Annotated in this window: 19 protein-coding genes and 2 pseudogenes; 6 read left to right on the top strand and 15 right to left on the bottom strand. The window is 74.0% G+C overall.

What is annotated here, in order from left to right; translation table 11 throughout:
- Nucleotides 1-9 precede the first annotated feature (9 nt).
- From ABD323_RS19795 to ABD323_RS19785, 3 genes and pseudogenes are all read right to left on the bottom strand, one after another.
- Nucleotides 10-405: pseudogene (locus ABD323_RS19795) on the bottom strand (winged helix-turn-helix domain-containing protein); the annotation flags it as partial.
- Nucleotides 406-635: 230 nt separating this feature from the next.
- Nucleotides 636-1,847, bottom strand: a complete 1,212-nt coding sequence (locus tag ABD323_RS19790; protein WP_344443060.1) for a PP2C family protein-serine/threonine phosphatase — start codon at nucleotides 1,845-1,847, stop codon at nucleotides 636-638.
- Nucleotides 1,848-1,991: 144 nt separating this feature from the next.
- Nucleotides 1,992-3,206, bottom strand: coding sequence for a cytochrome P450 (locus tag ABD323_RS19785; RefSeq protein WP_344443059.1), 1,215 nt, complete (start codon nucleotides 3,204-3,206; stop codon nucleotides 1,992-1,994).
- Between the two features lie 123 nt (nucleotides 3,207-3,329).
- On the opposite strand from ABD323_RS19785, the gene ABD323_RS19780 reads away from it, so the two are divergent.
- The gene (locus ABD323_RS19780; protein WP_344443058.1) at nucleotides 3,330-3,686 is read left to right on the top strand and encodes an ArsC/Spx/MgsR family protein; all 357 of its coding nucleotides are present in this window, start codon (nucleotides 3,330-3,332) and stop codon (nucleotides 3,684-3,686) included.
- 53 nt (nucleotides 3,687-3,739) lie between these two features.
- Here ABD323_RS19780 and ABD323_RS19775 read toward each other — a convergent pair whose 3' ends face one another.
- Nucleotides 3,740-4,213 carry a pyridoxamine 5'-phosphate oxidase family protein gene (locus ABD323_RS19775; RefSeq protein ID WP_344443057.1) on the bottom strand — a complete coding sequence of 158 codons (474 nt, stop codon included), beginning with the start codon at nucleotides 4,211-4,213 and terminating at the stop codon, nucleotides 3,740-3,742.
- A 66-nt stretch (nucleotides 4,214-4,279) separates the two neighbouring features.
- On the opposite strand from ABD323_RS19775, the gene ABD323_RS19770 reads away from it, so the two are divergent.
- Complete coding sequence (locus tag ABD323_RS19770; RefSeq protein ID WP_344443056.1) at nucleotides 4,280-4,843, top strand: DUF1697 domain-containing protein; 564 nt, start codon at nucleotides 4,280-4,282, stop codon at nucleotides 4,841-4,843.
- A 9-nt stretch (nucleotides 4,844-4,852) separates the two neighbouring features.
- On the opposite strand, the gene ABD323_RS19765 is transcribed toward ABD323_RS19770, so the two are convergent.
- The 3 genes and pseudogenes from ABD323_RS19765 to ABD323_RS19755 all read right to left on the bottom strand — a co-directional run bounded on the left by ABD323_RS19765 (nucleotide 4,853) and on the right by ABD323_RS19755 (nucleotide 7,790).
- The gene (locus ABD323_RS19765; RefSeq protein ID WP_344443054.1) at nucleotides 4,853-5,815 is read right to left on the bottom strand and encodes a DUF1152 domain-containing protein; all 963 of its coding nucleotides are present in this window, start codon (nucleotides 5,813-5,815) and stop codon (nucleotides 4,853-4,855) included.
- 78 nt (nucleotides 5,816-5,893) lie between these two features.
- A pseudogene (locus ABD323_RS19760) lies at nucleotides 5,894-6,978 on the bottom strand (glycoside hydrolase family 19 protein).
- A 155-nt stretch (nucleotides 6,979-7,133) separates the two neighbouring features.
- Nucleotides 7,134-7,790 (bottom strand): TetR/AcrR family transcriptional regulator C-terminal domain-containing protein, encoded by a 657-nt coding sequence (locus ABD323_RS19755; RefSeq protein ID WP_344443053.1) that lies wholly within the window; start codon nucleotides 7,788-7,790, stop codon nucleotides 7,134-7,136.
- A gap of 39 nt (nucleotides 7,791-7,829) precedes the next feature.
- Here ABD323_RS19755 and ABD323_RS19750 point away from each other — a divergent pair, with 39 nt between their 5' ends.
- Nucleotides 7,830-9,335 (top strand): FAD-dependent oxidoreductase, encoded by a 1,506-nt coding sequence (locus ABD323_RS19750; protein ID WP_344443052.1) that lies wholly within the window; start codon nucleotides 7,830-7,832, stop codon nucleotides 9,333-9,335.
- Between the two features lie 69 nt (nucleotides 9,336-9,404).
- Here ABD323_RS19750 and ABD323_RS19745 read toward each other — a convergent pair whose 3' ends face one another.
- Together ABD323_RS19745 and ABD323_RS19740 are read right to left on the bottom strand one after the other, a co-directional pair.
- Nucleotides 9,405-10,124 (bottom strand): hemerythrin domain-containing protein, encoded by a 720-nt coding sequence (locus ABD323_RS19745; RefSeq protein ID WP_344443051.1) that lies wholly within the window; start codon nucleotides 10,122-10,124, stop codon nucleotides 9,405-9,407.
- A gap of 201 nt (nucleotides 10,125-10,325) precedes the next feature.
- On the bottom strand, nucleotides 10,326-11,390 hold the full coding sequence (locus ABD323_RS19740) for an alpha/beta hydrolase (RefSeq protein ID WP_344443050.1): 1,065 nt from the start codon (nucleotides 11,388-11,390) through the stop codon (nucleotides 10,326-10,328).
- A 345-nt stretch (nucleotides 11,391-11,735) separates the two neighbouring features.
- Here ABD323_RS19740 and ABD323_RS19735 point away from each other — a divergent pair, with 345 nt between their 5' ends.
- Nucleotides 11,736-12,548 carry an SDR family oxidoreductase gene (locus tag ABD323_RS19735; protein WP_344443049.1) on the top strand — a complete coding sequence of 271 codons (813 nt, stop codon included), beginning with the start codon at nucleotides 11,736-11,738 and terminating at the stop codon, nucleotides 12,546-12,548.
- A 91-nt stretch (nucleotides 12,549-12,639) separates the two neighbouring features.
- Here the strand turns inward: ABD323_RS19735 and ABD323_RS19730 are convergent, their stop codons facing one another.
- The 4 genes from ABD323_RS19730 to ABD323_RS19715 form a co-directional block, all read right to left on the bottom strand.
- A complete protein-coding gene (locus ABD323_RS19730; protein WP_344443048.1) occupies nucleotides 12,640-13,257 on the bottom strand; it encodes a hypothetical protein in 618 nt (205 codons plus the stop codon).
- A gap of 56 nt (nucleotides 13,258-13,313) precedes the next feature.
- Complete coding sequence (locus ABD323_RS19725; protein WP_344443047.1) at nucleotides 13,314-14,309, bottom strand: WXG100 family type VII secretion target; 996 nt, start codon at nucleotides 14,307-14,309, stop codon at nucleotides 13,314-13,316.
- Complete coding sequence (locus ABD323_RS19720; RefSeq protein ID WP_344443046.1) at nucleotides 14,306-14,620, bottom strand: hypothetical protein; 315 nt, start codon at nucleotides 14,618-14,620, stop codon at nucleotides 14,306-14,308. Before ABD323_RS19720 ends, ABD323_RS19725 begins: the two co-directional genes overlap by 4 nt.
- A gap of 66 nt (nucleotides 14,621-14,686) precedes the next feature.
- Nucleotides 14,687-16,429 (bottom strand): carbohydrate-binding module family 20 domain-containing protein, encoded by a 1,743-nt coding sequence (locus tag ABD323_RS19715; protein WP_344443045.1) that lies wholly within the window; start codon nucleotides 16,427-16,429, stop codon nucleotides 14,687-14,689.
- Between the two features lie 234 nt (nucleotides 16,430-16,663).
- On the opposite strand from ABD323_RS19715, the gene ABD323_RS19710 reads away from it, so the two are divergent.
- Both ABD323_RS19710 and ABD323_RS19705 read left to right on the top strand, forming a co-directional pair.
- Nucleotides 16,664-17,173, top strand: a complete 510-nt coding sequence (locus tag ABD323_RS19710) for a SigE family RNA polymerase sigma factor (protein WP_344443044.1) — start codon at nucleotides 16,664-16,666, stop codon at nucleotides 17,171-17,173.
- A 139-nt stretch (nucleotides 17,174-17,312) separates the two neighbouring features.
- Complete coding sequence (locus ABD323_RS19705; protein ID WP_344443043.1) at nucleotides 17,313-18,227, top strand: LysR family transcriptional regulator; 915 nt, start codon at nucleotides 17,313-17,315, stop codon at nucleotides 18,225-18,227.
- A 50-nt stretch (nucleotides 18,228-18,277) separates the two neighbouring features.
- On the opposite strand, the gene ABD323_RS19700 is transcribed toward ABD323_RS19705, so the two are convergent.
- Both ABD323_RS19700 and ABD323_RS19695 read right to left on the bottom strand, forming a co-directional pair.
- Complete coding sequence (locus tag ABD323_RS19700; RefSeq protein WP_344443042.1) at nucleotides 18,278-19,447, bottom strand: tetratricopeptide repeat protein; 1,170 nt, start codon at nucleotides 19,445-19,447, stop codon at nucleotides 18,278-18,280.
- A 76-nt stretch (nucleotides 19,448-19,523) separates the two neighbouring features.
- A complete protein-coding gene (locus ABD323_RS19695) occupies nucleotides 19,524-20,903 on the bottom strand; it encodes a helix-turn-helix domain-containing protein (protein WP_344443040.1) in 1,380 nt (459 codons plus the stop codon).
- Nucleotides 20,904-21,077: the final 174 nt, after the last annotated feature.

Raw genomic sequence — 21,077 nt, 5'->3', positions numbered from 1 at the left:
CCAATGAACCCATCCTTGCCGCTTGAGCAGCGCCGCCACCCCCTGCACGGTGTACTCCCGGCCAAACCGGCGACGGATCAGCGTCCTGACCAGCTCCAGCGTCCACGCCCGCCGGTCCGGCCAGCCGTGCGCCGCCGGGCCCTTCGCCAACTCGCTTACCAGCAGTGCGAACTGGGTCCCGTCGAGGAACGGCGTCGAGGCCGGCCCGCGGGACGCCAGGGCCCCCTCTCCCCCCTCGGCCCAGCTGCGCCGCCAGCGCTGCACCGAGCGCACGTGCACCCCCAGCCGCCGGGCGATCTCCCCGCTCTCCTCGCCCCGGGCGAACCCCGCCGCCGCCGCCTGCCGGACCCGCTCGCGGATGGCCCTGCGCTCGGCGTCCAGCCCACCCCCCTGTTGGTATCTCATGGACACGGCTTATCGCGGCCGCCGGTGCGATGTCACTGATCGGGAAACCGGCACCCTGAACACGGTGATCCGTGCACGGATCTCGCCTTTCGGGGCCACGGGCGGCGATGGCCAGGATGACGGCGGGATGACATTCGGAAGTTTGGCCGAATGCCGACGCATCGATCACCCGGTCCCACCGATACCGCCGGAGCCGCCGGACCACCGCCGCGGCGCGGCCCGGCTCGGCGCTACCGCAGCGGGCTCAGCGCGAGGACGGCCAGGTCGTCCGTGGCCGGGCCGCCGAAGCTGCGCACGTCCTCACCGAGGAACGCCACCAGTTGCTCGGGCGCCACCGGGCTGCCGCCCTGGAAGCGGTCGGCCAGACGGTCGGCGAGCGGGTAGAAACGGCCGTCGCGGTCGCGCGCCTCGGTGACGCCGTCGGTGTGCAGCAGCAGGGTCTGCCCGGCCGCCAGGGGGACGGTGGTGACCGGCGCGCCGCCGCCCTCGCGCAGGTGGCCCAGGCCCAGCGGGAGGTCAGGCGGGCAGGACACGCTCCGCACGGTGCCGCCGGTCAGCAGCACGGGGTCCAGGTGCCCGCGGCTGACCACGCGGGTGGTCGGCGCACCCGGCTCGTGCTGCACCAGTACGGCGGTCACGAAGAGCTCCTCGTCCCCGCGCTCGATCGCACCGCGCCGGACCTGGCGGTCCAGCAGGTCCGCCAGCTCGGTCAGGCCCGCCGTCTCGTGGGCGGTGGCCCGGAAGGCGCCCAGCAGGTCGGCCACCGTCCGCACCGCCTCCAGGCCCTTGCCGCGGACGTCGCCGAGCAGCACCCGGGTGCCGAAGGGGGTGTCGCAGAGCTCGTACAGGTCGCCGCCGATCGGGACGTCCGCCTGCGCGGCGCGGTAGAGGCCGGCCGTGCGCAGCGCCCCGACCCGGTCGGGTACCGGGTGCAGCACCGTGCGCTGCAGGGCCTCGCTCACCGTGCGGGCCCGGATCAGGTGCCGGGCCTGGCGGGTGCGCTGGCGCGAGAGCATCACCCCGGCCAGCGCGGCGAGCAGGGTGGAGAGGTAGACCCACATGTGGTGGTGCTCGTAGAGGTGACCGGCGTGCCCCGCCAGCATCAGTTGCAGGAGCAGCGCGCCCACCCCACAGACGGCGGTGGCGGCCGGTCCGAAGCCGAAGGCCACCAGCACCGGCAGCGCCGTGAGCAGGAAACCGGCCGCCGTGGCCTGCGGGAAGGCCACCTCCACCACCAGATCGATGACCACCAGCAGCATCGGCAGCCAGCGCACCCAGTGCGGCGCGAGCACGTCCGCGGCGGAGACGGCGGGGGTGGTCTGCGTGGTCTGCGGGGTCGGCGCGGTCGGCGTGGTGGCGGGGGCGGCGCTCGGGCGGTCCGCGGCGCGGGCGGTGGGGTACCCGGCAGCCGCGGCGGCGGCCTGCTCGGCGGGCGCGGACACGGCGGACCTCCTCGGCCGGTGCGGGAACAGGACTGGATTCCCATCGTCGCCCACCGGCCGGGCGGCCCGGGGCGGACCTTGGGCCCGACCGGACGGGACCTTCGTCCCCACCACCCGCCGTCCCGGGGCCCCACCGCCCCGCCGTCAGCGCAGGGCCACCGCCAGCGACTGGTAGCCGCGCAGCACCAGCCGGGCCCGGCGCACCGGCTCGGCGGCCTGCCGCAGGGCCGGGAAGCGGGTCAGCAGGGCCGGCAGCGCGGTGTTCGCCTCCAGCCGGGCCAGCTGCGCGCCGAGGCAGAAGTGCGGGCCGCCACTGAAGGAGAGCGGCTGACTGTCGCGCCGGGTGGGGTCGAAGGCGTCCGGGCGGTCGTAGCGCGCCGGGTCGCGGTTGGCCGCGGCGTTCAACAGCAGGATGCCCGATCCCGCGGGCAGTCCGGCCACCCGCAGCCCGAGCGAGAGCGGCAGGCGGGAGGTGAGCTGGACCGGGGAGTCGAAGCGCAGCACCTCGTCCGTGTAACGCGCCGGGTCGACCGTGCCGTCGCGCAGGCCGTCCGCCGCCCACGGGTGGCGCAGGGCCAGCGCCAGGCCGTTGCCCAGCAGGTTCGCGGTGGTCTCGAACCCGGCCACCAGCAGCAGCACCAGGTTGGCCAGCAGCTCGTGGTCGCCGAGCCGGCCGTCGGCGCCGTCCGCGACCTGCACCAGCGCGCTGACCAGGTCCTCGCGCGGGCGGGCCCGCCGCTCGGCGGTCAGCTCGGTGAAGTAGGCGCTCAGCTCGTCGGCGGCCGTGTCGGCGGCGCTCAGCTCCTGCTCGGTGAGCATGATCTCCAGCACGGCGGTCAGGTCGGCGGCGAGCCCCCGGAAGCGGTGGCGGTCCCGCTCCGGGACGCCCAGCAGCTCGCAGATCACACCGACCGGCAGCCGGAAGGCGAAGGCGTCCATGAAGTCGACCGGGCTGCCGTCGGCCCCGCGCTGGGCCAGCTCGTCCAGCAGCCCGTGCACGGCGGCGCGGGCCGCCGGCTCCAGCGCGGCGACCCGGCGGGCGGTGAAGACCGCGGCGATCAGCGAGCGCGCCCGGGCGTGGTCGGGGGCGTTGCGCTCCAGGATCGAGTCGTTGATCAGCCGCTTGGAGGTGTGCTCGGCGAAGCCGGGCTCGAAGCCGGCCCGCAGCCGGGCGTCGGCCACGCCGAACGCGGGGTCGCGCTGCAGCTGGTGCACCGCCTGGTAGCCGACGGCCAGCAGCATGTCGTCCCAGATCGGCAGGACCGGGCCCAGCCGGTGTGCCCGGGCGTAGATCGGATAGGGGTCCGCCGCGCCCTGTGGTGTGAGCAGCGCGGTGATGAGCTCCGTGCCGTCGTCCATGCCGTGTCCTCCCCGACTCGTCGTCCCGTGGGACGGTCCTGCGGCGCCGACCCGCAGGGCCGTCCCGGCAACAGAACGGCGGGGCGGGGCGGAGCGGTTCCCGGCGGTCCGTAGGCTGACGGGATGGAGATCTGGATCAACCCCCGCTGCAGCAAGTGCCGAACCGCCCTGACCGAGCTGAACGCGGCCGGCCTCACGTACACCGTGCGGCGCTACCTGGAGGATCCGCCCTCGACGCAGGAACTGACGGAGGTCCTGGCCCGCCTCGGGCTGGACCCGTGGGACATCACCCGGCTCGACGAGGCGGTCGCCGTGGAGCTGGGCATGCGCCAGTGGGGCCGCGCCGAGGGCGACCGGGAGCGCTGGCTGGAGGCGCTGGCGCAGCACCCGATCCTGGTCCAGCGGCCGATCATCACGGCCGACGACGGCCACGCGGTGATCGCCCGCACCCCGGAGGCGCTGCGCTCCGTGCTGCCGTAGGCCGGTGCCTGCGTGCCGGTGTGCCTGCGCGGGCCGGTGCCTGCGGCCGCCTCTCAGCGCCGCTGCACCGAGCGCACCTCCTCCCCCGGGCGCCAGGTCTTGATCAGCAGGTACTCGTCGTTCTCCACCGTGGTGAGCACCACCTCGTCGAGCTCCAGCCGGAACGCGTGGTAGGGGCTGGGCGGCGGCTCGGGCAGCTCGGCCGCGTAGCCGGAGAGCTCCATCTCGTCGGCGATCTCCACCGCGCGGCCGGCCAGCTTGGCGTCGCCGCCGACCATGCTGCCGTCCCCCGGATTGGCGTGCAGCGCGTACCGGGGGTCGCGCAGCAGGTCACGGGCCTTGACCGAGCCGTACATCGAGCCGGCGGTCAGGTCGGCGCCGACGATCCGCACCTCGGTGCCGCTGACCCGCGGCGAGCCGTCCTTGCGGACGGTGGCCAGCACGTGGTGCCGGTGGGCCTCAAGGCGGGCCCGGACGGCCGTGGCCAGCTCCGGGGCCTCTCTCTCGAAATCCTGCCAGGTAGCCATGCCCCCACTGTGGCACCGGCCACTGACAACCGCCGCGAGGCCGGCTTTCTCTGCGAGGATCGGGGCATGGCAGACCCGACCGCACCGACCACCTACCTCGCCTTCCTGCGCGCCGTGAACGTCGGTGGCCGCACCGTCACGATGGAGCGGCTGCGCGCGCTCTTCACCGAGCTGGGCCTGAGCGAGGTGCGCAGCTACATCCAGAGCGGCAACGTCTTCTTCCGCACCGACGAGCCCGACCGGGCCGCGCTGACCCGCCGGATCGAGCAGCACCTGGAGGAGGCGCTCGGCTACCCGGTGCCGACCATGCTGCGCACCGTCGAGGAGGTCGAGGAACTGCTCGCCTCGGACCCGTTCGCCGGGATCGAGCTGACCCCGGACACCCGGCACTGCGTGGTCTTCCTCTCCGAGCCGCTGCCGGCGGACCTGGAGCTGCCCCGCAGCACTCCCAAGGGCGATCTGGAGGTCGTCTCGGCCACCCCGGGCGCCGCCTTCGTGGTCGTCCACATCATCAACGGCCGCCCCGCCGGCAACCCGGGCGCCGCCTTCGGCAAGACCTACCGCGGCCACGGCACCGCCCGCTTCCTGCACACCACCGTCAAGATCCTGGCCGCGGCGAAGAAGGAGTAGCGCGCCGGCTCAGTGCGGGAACGCCCGCGGCGGGCGCTGCCTGGGCAGCTCGTCGCAGAACTCCCCGATGGCCGCGCCGATCTGGCCGATCAGCACGGTCCGCTCGATCCGGTCCAGGTAGAGGTTGCGGGCGGCCAGGCCCGACAGCGTGACCGTGAAGTAGATCGCCATCAGCGGGTTGATGAAGAGCTCGCTGTCCTGGGTGCGCTCGGTGAACCGGACGTCGCCGAACTCCCCGCGCACCGCGGCGGCCACCGAGCCGTTCACGATGCTGGGGCGGTCGGGGGTGGCGGCCCTGGCATGGGCCACCGCGTCCAGGTACAGCGCGCCCTCGCGGCTGTCGGCCGGCAGCGAGAAGGCGCCGAGGTAGTCGCCGGTGCGGGCCAGCGCGGCCAGGTTCTCCAGCACCAGCGCGTGGTTGACGCCGTGGTAGGCGTCCACGCCGAAGCCCAGGCAGGTCACCAGCCGCTCGCTCAGCCCCTCCAGGCCGGCCACCGCGGCCAGGCTCGCCATGTCCTCCTCGGGCGTGCCCAGGCCGGCCTCGTCGCCGCGCATCAGGATGTCGGTGCCGCCGTCCACCAGCACCACCGCGTCGATGCCGAGGTGGTCGATCAGCGTGCGGTAGGCCGCCCGCAGCGGCTGGACGCCCACCGAGGAGAACGCCCAGACGGTGTCCGGCAGCCCGTGCAGGCGCAGCCAGCGGGCCAGTGCGAGCTCGGGGAAGTAGCTGTCCCGGGTCACCGTGTCAGGGCGGATCTCGGCGACGTCCGGCGCCAGCCAGACCTCCAACGGCAACCCGTACAGGTCGCTGAAGGAGAGGTTGGCCAGGTGCACCTCGTGCCCGGACTCGCGCAGGGCCAGGGCCAGCGGCAGGCCGGCGTAGACGTCGAAGCCGCCCCCGGCGCCGGCGATCAGGATCCGTTCGGCGCCGCGCAGCCGGGTGAAGAGCGGGGGTTCCAGGAGTGAGGGCACCCGGTGATGGTAGGGGCCGGCCCGAACCCGGGGTCAACAGGGCTCGGGCCGGCGGGACTCGGGCCGGCGGGACTCAGGTCAGCAGGAGAGGTTGCCGCCGGTGGGGACGCCGAGGATCGACGTGAAGCTCTGGTAGGCGTTCACCCGGCTCTGCACCTGCGCGGGGTTGCCGCCGTTGCACTCCAGCGAGCCGTTGATGCTGCGGATCGTCTCGCCGAAGCCGTAGCCCCCGACCATCGCGGTGTGGGCGGTCATGGTGCCGGGGCCGTTCTGGGTGTTCCAGTACCAGAGGCCGGTCTTCCAGGCGATCGCGGCGTCGGTCTGCACCAGGGTGGGGTTGTTGAGCAGGTTGATGCCCAGGGCGTCGCCCGCCGCCTTGTAGTTGAAGTTCCAGCTGAGCTGGATCGGTCCGCGGCCGTAGTAGGCCGACTGCCCGGCCGGGCAGCCGTACGGCTGCGAAGTGTCGCAGTAGTGCGAGTAGTTGGCGGTGTTCTGCTCGACGACGTAGACCAGGCCGCCGGTCTCGTGGCTGACGTTGGCGAGGAAGGCGGCGGCCTCCTGCCTGCGGACGGTGTCCGAACCGGTGGTCGCGAAGGCGGGGTAGGAGCTGAGCGCGGCGGTCAGGCCGGCGTAACTGTAGAAGGAGTTCCGGTTGGGGAACATCTGGTTGAACTGGGCTTCGGAGACCACGAATCCGCCGGGATTGGGGGCGGGGTGGTGCCGCCGCCACCGCCGGTGCAGGTGTACGGGCTCCAGTACCAGGTGCTGATGGTCGGGTCGTAGCCCGGGTTGTCGTGGGTGGCGATGTACAGGCCGCCGTTGGTGTAGGTGACGATGCTGCCGGTGGTGTAGGCGGTACCGGCGGCCCAGGCGGGGTAGGTGCAGCCGCCGCCACCGGGCGGCGGCGTCGGGGTCCCGGAGTCGCAGGTGCCCTGGTCGGCCCAGACCCCGGAGCCGCCGGTGCTCGGGGCCTCGCCCTGGGTCCACCACTTGGCCGACCAGTTGTGGCCGTTGTAGGAGGCACCCAGGCCCCCGGTGTAGACGGTGGACGCCGACCAGGGCGCCGCGCAGCCCGCGGCGAACGAGGTGGCGGGGATGAGGGTCGCGAGTCCGAGACCGGTGACGAGCGCCAGCAGCAACGCGGTGATGCGCCTTCTCGACATGGGCCACTCCTTGTGGGGGATGAGGGCGAAAGCGTCCTGGTGGGGGTCAGGACGGCGTCGATCCAGCACACTCAAGTCCGTTGGCGCACACCTGTCAATAGGTCTAGACCTTAAGAGAACCTACGGGGATCCCGGGGCAGTTGGGCGCGCCGGTGCTACAGGTCGGCCGGTCGGAGCCCGGGGGTGGTCGCCGCGACGCCGGCCAGCACGATCAGCAGGCCGCGCTCGAAGCGCTCGTCGAACCCGGCGAAGAGTTCCTGCCCGACCGCCGCAGCCAGCGGGTAGTCGGGGCCGATCCGCTGCGCGCGGCGGGCCGGGTCGAAGTACGCGTCGCGCTCGCCGGGCATCGGGTGCACCGACTGCTCCTCGATCACGAAGCCGGTGGTGTACGCGAAGGCGGTGGCCGAGGCCAGCGCCGCCTGCTCCAGCGTGAAGCCGGCGGCGAGCAGGGCGCGCAGGTGGCGGTCCAGGCCGGGCGCGTGGTCGGCCCCCTCGAAGCGGGTGCCGCTGAAGACCCTGGCGCCGTCGCGGTAGCCCAGCAGGGTGCGACGCAGCACCCGGCAGGCGCCGCCGATCCAGTCCTGCCAGGGCGCCGACGGTCCGGGCGCCGGCTCGGCGGCCATCTGCCGCTGCATCGCGGTGGCCATCGCGTCCAGCAGGGCCTGCTTGTTGGCGAAGTGCCAGTACAGCGCGGGCGCCTGGACGTTCAGCTCGGCGGCGATCCGACGCAGGGTCAGCGCCTCCAGACCGGTCTCGTTGAGCAGCCGAAGAGCGGTGTCGACGACCCGCGCGGGGTCGAGTTTGCTAGCCACGCTTGACAGTTTAACAACGTTAAGCACAGACTCCTGCCCATGGCACTTAACAGCGTTAAATTGAGCCCCGCGAACGACCCCGCCCACCCGCTCGGGCCGGGCGCGGCGAGCGAGGTACTGGTCGTCGGCGCCGGCGCGACCGGCCTCGCGCTCGCCTGTGACCTGGCCCGACGCGGGGTCCGGGTCCGCCTGGTCGAGCGCGGCGAGGCACTCTTCCCCGGCTCCCGCGGCAAGGGCGTCCAGCCCCGCACCCAGGAGGTCTTCGACGACCTCGGCGTGATCGCGGCGGTGCGCGCGGCCGGTGGCCGCTACCCGCAGATGCTCAACTGGGTGGACGACCACCCGCAGCGGAGCTGGGACCTGATCACCCCGGTCGACGAGGACCCCGGCACCCCCTACCGCCACCCGTGGATGGTGCCGCAGTGGCGCACCCAGGAGATCCTGCTGGCCCGGCTGCGCGAGCTGGGCGGCGAGGTCGAGTTCGGTACCGCGCTGGTGGGACTCTCCCAGGACCCGGACGGCGTCGAGGCCGTGCTGGAGCGTGCCGGCGGCCGGCGCACGAGGGTGCGGACGGCCTACCTGGTGGGCGCCGACGGCGGCCGCAGCGCGGTCCGGGCGGCGGTCGGCGTCGCGATGCGGGGCGAGACGGTCGATCCGCGCCCGGCCCTGGTGGCGGACGTCCGGGTGGACGGGCTGGACCGCGGCAACTGGCACCTGTGGGCGCACGCGCCCGGCGGCCCGCTGATGCTCTGCCCGCTGGTCGGCACGGACGACTTCCAGCTCTACGCCCAGTTCGACGACGGGGAGCCCGACAGCTCGCCGGCCGCGGTCCGCGCGGTGATCGCGGCCCGCACGCCGCTGGAGGCCGGGGCGGTCCGCGAGGTGCGCTGGAGTTCGGTGTACCGGCCGCGCGCCGCGCTCGCCGACCGCTACCGCGTGGGCCGGGTGCTGCTGGCCGGCGACGCGGCGCACGTGCACTCCCCCGCCGGCGGGCAGGGCCTGAACACCGGGGTGCAGGACGCCTACAACCTGGGCTGGAAGCTCGGCCGGGTACTGCGGCACGGCGCGCCCGAGCAGCTGCTGGACAGCTACGAGCAGGAGCGCCGGCCGGTGGCCGCCGGGGTGCTCGGACTGAGCACCTCGCTGCACCGCGCGGGCCGCGACGGCGGGGCGGCCTCCGTGCAGCGCGGCAGCCACACCAGCCAGTTGGCCGTCGGCTACCCGCTCGGCCCGCTGACCGTCGAGGCCCGGCGGGGCCTGCCGCAGGACGCGCTGCGGGCCGGCGACCGGGTCCCCGACGCGGCACTGCCGCCGGGCCGGCTCTTCGACCTGCTGCGCGGCCCGCACGCCACCCTGCTGGCGGTCGGTCGGCCGGCCCCGCTCCTGGAAGGGCCTGCGCAACCGGAGCTGCTGGTGCGGGAGTGCGCGGAGCTGGCGCCGTTCGGACCGGGCTACTTCCTGATCCGCCCGGACGGCTACCTGGGCCTGGCCACCGAGGACCCGGCCGACCTGCCCCCGTACCTGGCGCTGATCGCCGGCCGGTGAACCCGGACAGCTGAACCGCGCGGCCCGACCCGCGCCGGCCGGCGAGCCGGCGCCCGCGCGCGACCGGGCTCAGTCCACCGCCGGCACCGGGCCCCAGAGCTGGCTGGCGACCCGTGCGTAGACGGCCTGCCAGTGCGGCCACTGACGCGCGGTCAGGTCGTCGCAGTCGGCGATCAGGGCGTCGATCTGCTCGGGAGCGACCCCCTCGAGCAGCCAGGCGAGCGCGTCCGGCGCCCCCGGCCCGTCGGCCAGCCGCAGCAGGTCGAGCAGTTCGCCCAGGGTGCCGACCCGGGACTGCGGCGCGAGCAGCTGCGTCATCAGCGGCAGCACCTGCTCCTCCTCGATCCGCAGGTGCGTCTCCAGCCGGGCCGCCAGCTCCTCGACCGCGTACGCCACCGGCCAGGCGCTGGCCGGGTCCCGGGTGGCCACCCGCATCAGCGTGGTGGTGCGGGTGAAGGAGTGGTCCAGGTTGTGGTGGTCGTCCTCCAGCCAGTTGACCAGCAGGCGCAGCTCGGGGGCGAAGCGGCGCAGCAGCGGCCAGAGCCGGACGTCCTGCTGCTCGTGGTGGCAGGTGAGCATCGCGGTCAGGAAGTCCCAGTGCCGCTGCAGGGCGTCGGCCGCCGCCTCGTCACCCGGCTGCAGCAGGCGCAGCGCGGTGGGCACCCGGGCGAGGTCACGGCGCAGGGCGGCGTGCACCAGCCGCAGGCCGGCGAATCGGACGGGTCGCACGGCCGGCGCCGCCTCACTGGAGCCGCGCTGGGCGGGGACGGAAAGCAGATGCGGCTGCATGGCACTCTCTTCAGGACTGTCATGACGGGCTGGGGACGGAGCGGCGCCGCCCCCGCTGGTGAGAGCGGGGTGGCGGCGCCACGGTCCAGAGTGGTCACAGTCGATCAGAGGCGAATCAATGCGCGATTGCCGCGCAGGTCAGAGGGGGTGTGCGGACGATTCGGACGTTGCTGACAGGCCGTCAGCAGGGCCTGGCGCCGGTCACCCGGCGGTCGGCCCGGTCAGGTTCTGGGTCAGCCACTCCAGGGTGTTCGGGATCATCTTCTTGAAGTGGGTGGTGAGGTGCTTGCCGTCCGGCTGCTCGTAGTAGTCGATCTTGGTGGGCGCGGCCGCCTTGGCCACCCACGCCTTGACCAGCCGCACCTCGTCCGGGGTGGCCCCGCCAGCGGTGGCCAGCATCCGCACGTCGGCCTTGCTCTGGGCGACCAGCACGTCCGGGCTGTTGGCCAGCCGGTCCGCCTCGTGACCCTTCCAGAAGGAGGAGTCCGGATTGAAGTAGCCGTCGATCGGGACGGCTGCCTTGAAGGTGTCCGGGTGCTGCAGCGCCAGCTTGGCGCTGCAGAAGGCGCCGGTGGAGGCCCCCATCACGCCCCAGCCGTCGCGGCCCTTGACGGTACGGAAGTTGGCGCGCACGAAGTCCGGGATGTCCTCGGCCATCCAGGTGCCCATCTTCGGCTGGCCGGGGATGTCGCTGCAGTCCAGCGTCTGACTCTCGTTGGAGACCAGGTTCTGCACCGGCATGATCATGATGAACGGGTGGGCCTTGCCCTGCTTCACCAGGTCCTCGTCGGCCACCTGGATCGGCAGCTGGTCGTCGGTCCAGGTGTTGTAGCCGTTGCTCTGGCCGCCCGCGTAGAGGGTGAGCACCGGGAAGCCGTAGTTCGCGTACTTGGGGTCGTTGTACTCGGGCGGCAGCCAGACCCAGACCTTGCCGCTGACCCCGGACTTCTTGCCCACCAGGGTGGTCATCATGATCGGCCCGGCCGCCGTGTCGTGGGCCTTGGTCAGCTGTGCGGCGGGCCCGGTGGGCATCAGCACCTTGGACGAGGCGGACGACGGGGCGGCCGAGGCGGCGGCGCTCGGCGAGCCCGGCGCCGGGTTGCTCGTGGTGGCACCGGCCGCCGGCGAGGCGGACCCGGCCGGCTTGCTGTCCGCGGCCGGCTTCCCCCCTCCACCGCCGCATGCGCTGAGCGTGGCCGCGAGCGCCAGGACGGCGCCGGTGCTGAGGAGGACGCGGGGACGGGGACGCGTGAACGGCGGCTGCACGGAGGGACTTTCCGACTGGTGGGTGGCACCCGAAGCACCAAGGGCCCGGGCGGCGCCGGCCAGGGGTGCGGGCACGACGCGACGTGGTCGATCCTATGACGTGGTCCGGACCTCCTGTGGTTGCTTACGGGCCCCCCAGCACCCAATATTTGGTCCCGATTTGGCAAAATCCCAGCCGATCGGCGGGGGCCGGTCGGCGGCGTCCGCCCGGTGCGCGAGCAGCGCGACAACCGGACGCCCCGACACCCCGCCATCTTTCGGGTGCTCCTACCAATGACACGGGCCGCACCGGTCCGCGATCATCGGCGCATCAGCACCGTCCAGGGGGCAACCGGGGAGTAGCGCATGCCGCAGCAGATCGCCGTCGTCACCGGAGCCGGCACCGGAGTGGGCCGGGCCGTGGCCCTGGAACTCGCCGCCGCCGGCTGGCACCTGGCGCTGGCCGGACGGCGGGCCGAGCCGCTGCACGAGACGGCCGCCCTGATCGCCGCCGGCCGCGGCCGCGCCACCGGAGCCGGCCCCGCCACCGACCCCGCCGACGCCCCGGACCCGGCCCCCTCGCCGGCCGCCGTCATCCCCACCGACGTCACCGACCCGGCCGCCGTGGACGCGCTCTTCGCGGAGGTCGCCGAGCGCTTCGGCCGGCTCGACCTGCTCTTCAACAACGCCGGCACCTTCGGCGCGCCCGTCCCGCTGGAGGACCTCTCCCTCCAGGACTGGCGCGCGGTGGTGGACCTCAACCTGACCGGCGCCTTCCTCTGCGCGCAGGCCGCCTTCCGCCAGATGAAGGGCCAGCGCCCGCAGGGTGGCCGGATCATCAACAACGGTTCGATCTCCGCGCACGTGCCGCGCCCGCAGTCCATCGCCTACACCGCGACCAAGCACGCCGTCACCGGCCTGACCAGGTCGCTCTCGCTGGACGGGCGTCCCTACCGGATCGCCTGCGGGCAGCTGGACATCGGCAACGCGGCCACCGACATGACCGCGGGGATGAGCACCGGCGTGCGGCAGGCCGACGGCCGGACCGCCCCCGAGCCGACCATGGACGTGGCGGACGTGGCCCGTACCGTGCGCCACATGGCCCAGCTGCCGCTGGAGGCGAACATCCAGTTCGCCACCGTCATGGCCACCACGATGCCCTACATCGGCCGCGGCTGACGGCGCCCGCCGCCGACGGCCGAGCGCCACCGACCACCACCGACCCGCCGGACCGCAGCCGGACCGCCGGCCCACCGCCCGGCCGGCCGGCTCAGCCCGCCTGCGCCGGCCGGCCGCCCAGCAGCGCGCGCAGCTCCTCGACGTCGTCACCGCGGGCACCGAGCAGCGCCAGCAGCGAACCGTCGGTGAACCGCAGGTCCACCCGGGTGGCCTGGCGCAGCGGGCGCCGCTTCGGCTCGCCCACCACCAGTTCGGCCCGCGGGAACTCGCCGAAGCACTCGCCGTCGCCCGCGTCCAGCAGCAGCACCCGGTGGTCGGTGAAGACCAGCACCGCCTCGTCGTACATGGCGTACCGGTGCCGGAGGGGGCCCGAGCGCAGCAGCCGCAGCACCTCGCCGGCCCGGCTCGCCCAGCCGCCCCGCAGCGGGTCGCCGTGCGGTACGCGCCACAGCGCGCGCAGCGGCTTGAACGGTCCGTCCAGCAGCAGCATCAGCCGGGCGCCGAGCTCGAACGGCCGCCCGTCGCCGGTCGGCGGCCGCTGGGGCCGCAGCCGGCGCGGCAGCGGTGGCGGCAGCAGCGGATCACCCGTCACCCGGGCGGCCCCGCGCACCCGCTCACCGGGGCCGAGCAGCGGGGCGACCTGCGCCGCGTACTGCTCGACCTGCTCGCGCCGCCGGCGCGCGATGCGCGTGCGCAGATCCTCCGCCATGCTGCTCCCTCTCCTGGTGCGTCCGGCCGCCCCGGCCGACCCCGCCGGTGGCCGGCTCAGCCGAACTCCTGCTCGATCCGGCTCTTCGGTACGTGGTACGGCGCCGCCGGCGAGCCGTCGGCGGCCCGGTTGACGGCGTCGATGTTGGTGTTGCTGTTCGCGGCGCCGGTCAGCACACCGCTCGGGTCGCCGGTCAGGCCGGTGACGGTCGAGACGATGGGCTCGGCGAGGACGCCCTTGATCGGGCTGAGCGCCAGTTTCCCCGCGAAGTTTCCCACCGACTTGTACGGGTTGAGGTAGGTGCCGGGGCGCAGCGCGGACTTGCCACCGGTGCGGATCACCGAGATCGCCTTGCGGGCCTCGTTCGCCTTGGAGATGGTCGCGCCGGCCTTCTCGGCCTCCTTCATCTCCTTGACCAGCTTCATCAGCTCCTCGAGCTTGCGGGCCAGGCTCTCCGAGACCCGCTCGACCCGGCCGATGAAGACGGTGATCTCCGCGTCGGCGACCACCGCGTCGACCACGGTGGCCAGACCCAGCGTCAGGACGTCGGCGACGATGCCCGCCGCGATGGTCATCGCGATCCACTCGATCGCCTCGCGGATGATGCCGATCACGGTGTCCTCGGCGAGCTGGCACTCGGCGGCGGCCTGGGCCAGGATCGTCGCGGTGCTCTCCGCGTCCTGGGCCGTCGAGTCGATCGCCTCCACCACCTGGCCCATGTAGCCGCCGAAGGCGGCCGAGGCGTCACCGTGCCACTGCTGGGGCAACGGCTGCGCGCCGCCGCGCAGCGCGGCGGCCACCGCGCGCAGGGCCTTGGCCTGGTCCTGCCAGGACTGCGCGGCAGCGGTCAGTGCCTGCGGCTTGCCGGTGACCTTCTCCAGCAGGCCCATCAACCCGGTGGCCTCCAGCGCCGACTTGACCGCCCAGTCCAGCCCGGAGTCGATCGCGCCCTGGGCCGGGTTGTGGATCTGCGGGAGCGGGATGAGCGGGGCCGCGAGCTCGTCGCGCACCCACTTGTAGGCCGAGGCCACCTGGTCCGGGGAGGCGCTCACCGGCCACCGCCGAGGGAGGCCTGCAGGTCGGACTCGTTGGTCCGGTAGTTGCCGGCCGTGCTGTGCAGGCCGGTGGCGGCGTAGCTCAGCAGGTCCATCAGGTCGGTGAGGTTCTGCTGTTCGGCGGTGGCGTGCTCGTTGTAGGCGGTGTGCAGCTGGTCGGAGTCCGGCAGGTGGCCGAACGCCCCCGCCGGGACCTGGACGGCGGCCAGCGCCGTCCTCACCTGGGCCAGCATCTGGTGTTCCTGGCCTATCAGGCCGGCGTAGCCCGTGAGGGCGTCGGGTTCTACTCGGACGTCAGGTTCCTGCATGACACATCCCCCGGGAGGCGCGACGGTTCCGCTTGCTGCGCGCAGATTACCGCCGCGCCCCCGGGCTCACGGCCGCCAGGTGTCGTTCAGCGCCACGGTCCCGCTCGCCGGCACGGTCGCGGTGCGGTTGGCGCCGGACTCCCAGGTGACCGCGCCGCTCGCGTCCTTGCGCAGGTACTTGTACTGGACGGCGGTGCCGGCCGGCAGCGCCACGTCGAGCCGCCAGACCGGGTAGCCGGCCGAGGAGAGCGGCAGGGCCTTGGCCGGGTCCCAGCCGCCGAGCGCCGCGTTGTCGCCGACGACGTAGATGTTCTGGCCGTAGCTGGTGGTGGCGGTCACCGCGAAGGAGGCGCCGGTGGCGACCGTGGAGGCGGCGCCCGGGGCTCCGACGTACAGGGCCACCGCGTCGCCGGCGCCGACGGTGGCGGTGAACCGGCCGTCCGCACCGACCGTGTAGGACGGGCCGGTGCAGCCGCCGGGCGCCGGGTCGCCGTGCTCGACGTCGCAGTAGGAGCCGGCCGGCAGCGAGGTCTGGAAGGTCTGGGTGAGCGCGCCGCTCTCGTGGTTGAGCGCCACGTAGCCCTTGGCGCCGCGCCCGAAGGCGATCGCGTTGGCGCCGTCCGACCACCAGTTGGTCACCGCGGTCCCCGCCACCGCCGCGCGGAAGCCGACCATGTTGGCCACCTGGCGCCAGGCGTGCGTGCAGTTCCAGCCGTCCTGGTAGCAGGCGTTGACGGTGCCGCCGTTCGGCGGGCCGTCGTCGATGGCGGCGAAGGAGTAGCCGGAGTAGACGTTCGGCGAGCCGTAGGTCTGCGCCAGCAGGAAGACGTTGGCCAGCGTGTAGGTGTTGCCGTAGGTGGCGTTGAGGGTGGAGCCGTTGCGCTCGGTGTCCCAGTTGTCGACGAAGGAACGGGCCTGGTTGCTCGGCAGGTAGCCCCAGGAGGCGCCCCAGCCGTTGAGGTCGGCGAGCTTCCCGCCGGCGAAGATCCGCTTCAGGTCGGTGCCGACCCGGAACTCGTCCACGTCCCCGGTGCCGGTGTACTCGGAGGGCTGGATCGGCTCGCCCGCGCCGTAGATCACCTCCTGCGCCCAGTAGGCGTCCTTCTTGGTGGTGCGCGCCTTGATCGCGGCCAGGTCGCTCGCCGCGATGTGCTTGGCGGCGTCGATCCGGTAGCCGTCCACGCCCAGGCTCGCCAGGTCGTCGAGGTAGTTCGCGATGGTCTGCTGGACGTACGCGCTGCCGGTGTCCAGGTCGGCGAGCTGGACCAGCTCGCAGTTCTGCACGTTCGAGCGGTCGCCGTAGTTGCTGATCGGCTGCCGGCAGCCGTGGAAGTCCTGGTCCTGGTAGAGGCCCGGGTAGGTGTACTTGGTGTAGGTGGTGCCGCCGGTGCCGGTGCCGGCGCCGGCCGTCATGTGGTTGATCACCGCGTCGGCGATCACCTTGACGCCGGCCGCGTGGCAGGTGGTGACCATGTTCTGGAAGGCGGCGCGGTCGCCGAGCCGGCCGGCTATCCGGTAGCTGACGGGCTGGTAGGAGGTCCACCACTGCGGACCCTGGATGTGCTCCTCGGCCGGCGAGACCTCCACGTAGCCGTAGCCCTTGGGGCCCAGCGTGTCGGTGCAGGCCTTGGCGACCGAGGCGAAGCTCCACTCGAAGAGGGTGGCGGTGACGTCCTTGACGCCGGGCGGCGCGGCGGCCGCGGGGGGTGCGGCGGCGAGCGGGCCGGCCAGCGAGAGCAGCAGGGCCGCGCCGGCGGTGAGCGCGCCGAGCGGGCGGCGACGCGGGCGGGCGGGAGGGGTGGGGACCACGATGTCTCCTGGAGGCTGGGTGGGGCAGCCGGGCGAAACCGATGCCTTCCGAAAGTTTTCTGAAACTTTCTGGAAACTTGCAGCGCTGAACCTATGACCGGCCCGGGAACGCGTCAAGGTCCCGCTCGGCAACGATTCGGTCGCTCCCGCCTGCGACGCCACCGCGCGCCACCGCGTCTTCTACGGGTGAGACACCCCGCACCTCGCCCGGGGCCCTCACCGCGGAGACCGCCCATGGACCAAGCACCCGACTTCGACGATTTCGCGGCCGGCCGAGCCCGCCGGCTCTTCCAGGTCGCGTACCTGATGTGCGGCGACTGGCACCAGGCACAGGACCTCGTGCAGACCACCCTCACCAAGCTCTACCCGGTCTGGGGCCGGCTGCGCCGCGACGGCGCCGCCGACCTCGACGCCTACGCCCGCAAGGTGCTGCTGCGCAGCTACCTCTCGCACCGCCGACTGCGCCGCACCGGCGAGCTGGTGGTGGCCGAGATCGCCGACCGGCCCGCCCCCGGCGACGGCGCGGCGAGCGACCTGCGGCTCACCCTGACCGCCGCGCTGCGCCGGCTGCCGCCGCGCAACCGGGCGGTGGTGGTGCTGCACTACCTGGAGGACTACAGCATCGAGGCGGTCGCCGAGGCGATGGGGACCAGCACGGGCGCGGTGAAGAGCCTCAACTCCCGGTCCCTGAACAGGCTGCGGGAGATCCTCGACGAGGACCGCCCGCTGCTCTTCCAGGACTGAAACCCCGGCCGGACCCGGCCTCCGACGGCACCCGACAGCCCCTGACGCCGCCTCCACAGCAGACTTGACGGAATTTGACATCCCGTGTTGGATCGGGTCCGACACCGGGCGACAGGGGAGCACGATGGCCACGGGAAGCTTGCCGACCAATGTGGAACTGCGGCACCTGCGCTCGTTCCTGATGGTCTCTCAGGAGCTCAACATCACCCGGGCGGCGGCCCGGCTGCACGTGGCCCAGCAGGCCGTCTCGACGCAGATCCAGCAGTTGGAACGGGCCCTGGGCACCAGCCTGCTGGTCCGCAGCTCCCGGGGGGTGACGCTGACCGGGGCCGGCGCCGAACTCGCCGCCGGGGTCCGCGCGGTGGTCGAGGACCTGGGCTGCCTGGCCGAGCGGGTGCGGGCCCGCGCCGAGGAGCCCGCGCCCGCCGCGCCGCTGCGGCTGGCCTGCTGCCCGTACGCCACCACGCCGTTCGCGCTGGAGGCGGCCGGCGCCATGGAGTCGGCCATCCCGGGGCTGGCCCTGGACCTGGTCACCGTGCCCACGCCGGCCGACCTGCCGGCGCTGCTGCACTCCGGCGGGGCGGACGCCGCCTTCCTGTGGCTGGCCGCGGCCCAGGACAGTCCGCGCGCCGCCCGGGTGCGCACCGACCGGTCGGCCGTCGCGGTCTGCCAGGACCACCGGCTGGCCGCCCTGACCTCGGTCCGCCTGGCCGACCTGAGCGGGGAGACCGTCCTGCACCCGGCCGTGCTCGACTCCGGCTGGGGCGGCCCGCAGCCGTCCGAACCCGGCGCCCGCGACCGCCCGGTGCGCCCCCGCCCGCCCACCCGCCAGGTCGAGGACTGCCTGCTGACGGTGGCCCGCGGCCACGGGGTCTGGCTCGCACCCGAGCCGCTCAGCCGCTGGGCGACGGCTCCCGGGGTGCACTGGCTGCCGGTGCGCGACGCCGAGCCCGCGCACCTGACGATCGTCTGGACCTCCCGGGCCCCCGAGCCGCTGGTGACCCGGCTGGTGACCGAACTGCGCCGGTTCACCGGCTGGACCACCGCCGCCTGAACCGCCCGCCCGCCCGGAACCTCACCATCCGGTGGTGTTCGCGGGGGCGTTCAGGAGTGCGCGGGGCGCCGCCGCGGAAGCGGGGCCGCCCGCGGAGTCCCGAGCAGCCCCAGCGCCACCTGGTAGGCCGTCATCGCCTCCACCGGCTCGCCGCGTTCGGCCCAGCAGTCCCCCAGCTGGCGCCAGAGCCGCGCCACCGAGCGGTACTCCCCCGCCCGGCTCAGCAGCAGCCCGCAGGAGCGCAACTCGACCTCGCTCAACTGGTCGGAGCCGGCCACCAGATGGGCCCGCCCGGCGACCATCGCGACCACCGCCCGCTCGCACCAGAGCTCACGGCCGGCCTGCTCCAGCAACTGCCGGCCCCGGTCGGCCCACTCCAGCGCGGCCTGCGGGTCGCCGCGCTGCACGTGGATCTCCGCCAGGTGGAAGACGCAGTCGATCACCTCGGCGACCCGGCCGCTGTCCGTCAGGATGGCGTAGGCGGTGAGCAGCAGGGCGTGTGCCTGCTCCAGCTCACCGTGCGCGAGCAGGAGTGCCGCCAGGTTGTAGCGGAGCATGCCCTGGTGCCGGGCGTTGTCCGCCTCGTCCATCAACGCCAGGGCGCGCTCGGCCTGTTCGAGCGCCTCCTGCAGCCTGCCCTGCTGCTGGGCGACGATGGAGGAGTTCCACTCCACGGCGCCGCGGGCCACCGGCGAGCCGCAGTCGCGGACCAGCGGCGCCAGCCGGTCGGCCAACAGCTTGGCCGAGACCAGGTCACCGCGGTTGATGTAGCAGCCCATCAGGGTGGAGCCGAGCTGGACGTGCTCGTGGATCGCCGCCGCGCCGCTGGCCGCCAGCTCGCGCAGCGCGCGCTCGCCGAAGTCCACGCTCATCGCCAGGTCGCCGACGTCCCGGTAGCAGCGGCACAGGGCCACCGCGAGCAGCGCCCACTGCGCGCTGCCGACCTCGGTGGCCGGGTCGGCCAGCAGTCGCTGGTAGGCGCCGGTCGCCTCCTCGAGCCGGCCCAACTTCTCGACCGCCCAGGCCCGCTGGGCCTTGGCCCGGTACCGGGTGGCGTCGTCGGGCGGCGGGTCGGCGGCGAGCACCCGGTCGAGGACGGCCAGCGCCTGGAGGTCCTCCCCGTTGCGCAGGGCCAGTTCGGCGAAGGCCGTGTCCACTCTCAACTCCAGCAGCCACTCCTCGCCGACCGGCTGGTCCGACTCCCCGTCTTGCCGACGCATCGCGCTCCCCTTCGACCGTGGTTGCCGGTCCATTGTGGCCGATCCGGTGCCCGACTCGCCCGGCGGCCGGGGCACTTCAGGGCCCGGCCGGCCGCAGCACGCCGGGCAGCGGCGCCGAGCCGGCCAGTCCGGCCGCCGCCAGACCCTGCCGGTAGGCGTTCATCGCCCGCGGGGCCCGGTCGTGCGCCAGCCAGAGCTCGCCCAGCGCCTGCCAGGCCTCCGCCAGGTCGCGCCCCGCCGTCAGGGTGCCGGCTCCCTCCTGGAGCAGCCGCTCGGCGGCCTCCAGCGCGCTCAGCGCCTGCTCGGCGCGACCCTGCAGCCCGCGCGCCTGGCCCAGTTGCAGCCAGGCCCGGACCTCGATGCCGACCCCGGCCCGCCCACCGTCGGCCAGCTCCAGCGCCCGCTCGGCGTGCGCGGCGCCGTCCTCGTAGCCGCCCAGCATCAACTCCGCCCGAGCCAGCGCGAGTTCGCAGCCGGCCAGGTCGTCGGGCCGTCCGCAGCGCCCCAGTTCGGTGCCGGCCCGGGCCAGGTACTCCTTGGCCAGCTCGGGTTGCGGCTGCGGGCCGTCCAGCAGCAGGGATCCGTAGCCGGCGCCGAACAGGCCCAGCCGGCGGGCCTGTTCGTCCTCGGCGTCCAGCGCGAGGGCGCGCTGGGCCAAGGTGAGCGCCAGCGCGGTGTCACCGTCCTGCTGCGCGCGCCGGCCGGCCTGCCGGAAGGCCGCCGTCCGGTCCCGCGGTGCACCGGCCCGCTCGGCCAGCGGCAGCAACCGGTCCGACAACCGGCGGGCGGCGGCGGTCTCCCCGCTGCGGCGCAGGGCCTCGATCAGCGGCACGCCCAGGCTCAGGTGGTCCTCACTCGGCTCGACGAAGACCTCGTCCAGCTGGGCCATCGCCCGCTGCCCGCACGCGACCGCGCTGCCCGGCTCGCCCGCCGCCAGGAAGCAGCGGCAGAGCGCCAGGGCCTGCGCCAGCCACTGGGCCGACCCCGGGCCGTGCGCCGGATCGCGGTGCAGCCCGTCCAGTTCGGCCAGTGCCTCGGCGGGGCGGTGCAGTCGCTCCAGCGCCTGCGCCCGGGCGGTCCTGGCCCGGCGCACGGTGGCCGGCTCGGCCGGCGGACTGGCCGCGATCACCGCGTCGCAGGCCGCAAGGGCGCCCGTGCCGTCGCCGCCGCGCAGCGCCAGCTCGGCCAGCGCGACGCGCAGCAGGAGCTCCTGCTGGCGGCCGAGTTCCGGTGCGCTGCCCTGTCCGGTGCGCAGGTAGTCGACCGAGCAGTCCAGCAGCAGGGCCAGCCGGCGCAGGATGGCCGGGGTGACCGGGCGCTTGCCCGACTCCAGGAGCGAGAGGTAGCTGACGGACATGCCCTCGCCGGCCAGGTCGCTCTGCTTGAGGCCGCGTTCGCGGCGCAGGTCGCGCAGTCGCCGGCCGATCTCCGCGGTGTCGTCCTGACCGGATTCCATGCCCGTCCTTGCCTGTCCTTGCCGTCGGCGCTCCCGGCGCTGCCCCGCACCGTTGCTTCAGTTGACTCACTGTTTACAGGATTGACAGCCGCTCTCCAAGAGCACGGACGGCGGGCCGGGCCCGGGAGCGGAGGCACGATCCCGGTGGTCGGCTGACGCGGTGCGGTACCTGGG

It is taken from the genome of Kitasatospora nipponensis, assembly GCF_039528135.1.
In the GTDB taxonomy this organism is placed as follows: domain Bacteria; phylum Actinomycetota; class Actinomycetes; order Streptomycetales; family Streptomycetaceae; genus Kitasatospora; species Kitasatospora nipponensis.
Note: the sequence above shows the minus strand (reverse complement) of the source record. Positions and strands in the feature narration are given on the sequence as shown.

Bases quoted from the DNA above. Each gene is read 5' to 3' on its own strand.
- ABD323_RS19745 (WP_344443051.1), bottom strand. From the start codon at position 10,124: ATGCAGCCGCATCTGCTTTCCGTCCCCGCCCAGCGCGGCTCCAGTGAG.
- ABD323_RS19785 (WP_344443059.1), bottom strand. From the start codon at position 3,206: ATGGACGACGGCACGGAGCTCATCACCGCGCTGCTCACACCACAGGGC.
- ABD323_RS19750 (WP_344443052.1), top strand. From the start codon at position 7,830: ATGGCACTTAACAGCGTTAAATTGAGCCCCGCGAACGACCCCGCCCAC.
- ABD323_RS19700 (WP_344443042.1), bottom strand. From the start codon at position 19,447: ATGCGTCGGCAAGACGGGGAGTCGGACCAGCCGGTCGGCGAGGAGTGG.
- ABD323_RS19730 (WP_344443048.1), bottom strand. From the start codon at position 13,257: ATGGCGGAGGATCTGCGCACGCGCATCGCGCGCCGGCGGCGCGAGCAG.
- ABD323_RS19695 (WP_344443040.1), bottom strand. From the start codon at position 20,903: ATGGAATCCGGTCAGGACGACACCGCGGAGATCGGCCGGCGACTGCGC.
- ABD323_RS19770 (WP_344443056.1), top strand. From the start codon at position 4,280: ATGGCAGACCCGACCGCACCGACCACCTACCTCGCCTTCCTGCGCGCC.
- ABD323_RS19735 (WP_344443049.1), top strand. From the start codon at position 11,736: ATGCCGCAGCAGATCGCCGTCGTCACCGGAGCCGGCACCGGAGTGGGC.
- ABD323_RS19720 (WP_344443046.1), bottom strand. From the start codon at position 14,620: ATGCAGGAACCTGACGTCCGAGTAGAACCCGACGCCCTCACGGGCTAC.
- ABD323_RS19710 (WP_344443044.1), top strand. From the start codon at position 16,664: ATGGACCAAGCACCCGACTTCGACGATTTCGCGGCCGGCCGAGCCCGC.
- ABD323_RS19775 (WP_344443057.1), bottom strand. From the start codon at position 4,213: ATGGCTACCTGGCAGGATTTCGAGAGAGAGGCCCCGGAGCTGGCCACG.
- ABD323_RS19780 (WP_344443058.1), top strand. From the start codon at position 3,330: ATGGAGATCTGGATCAACCCCCGCTGCAGCAAGTGCCGAACCGCCCTG.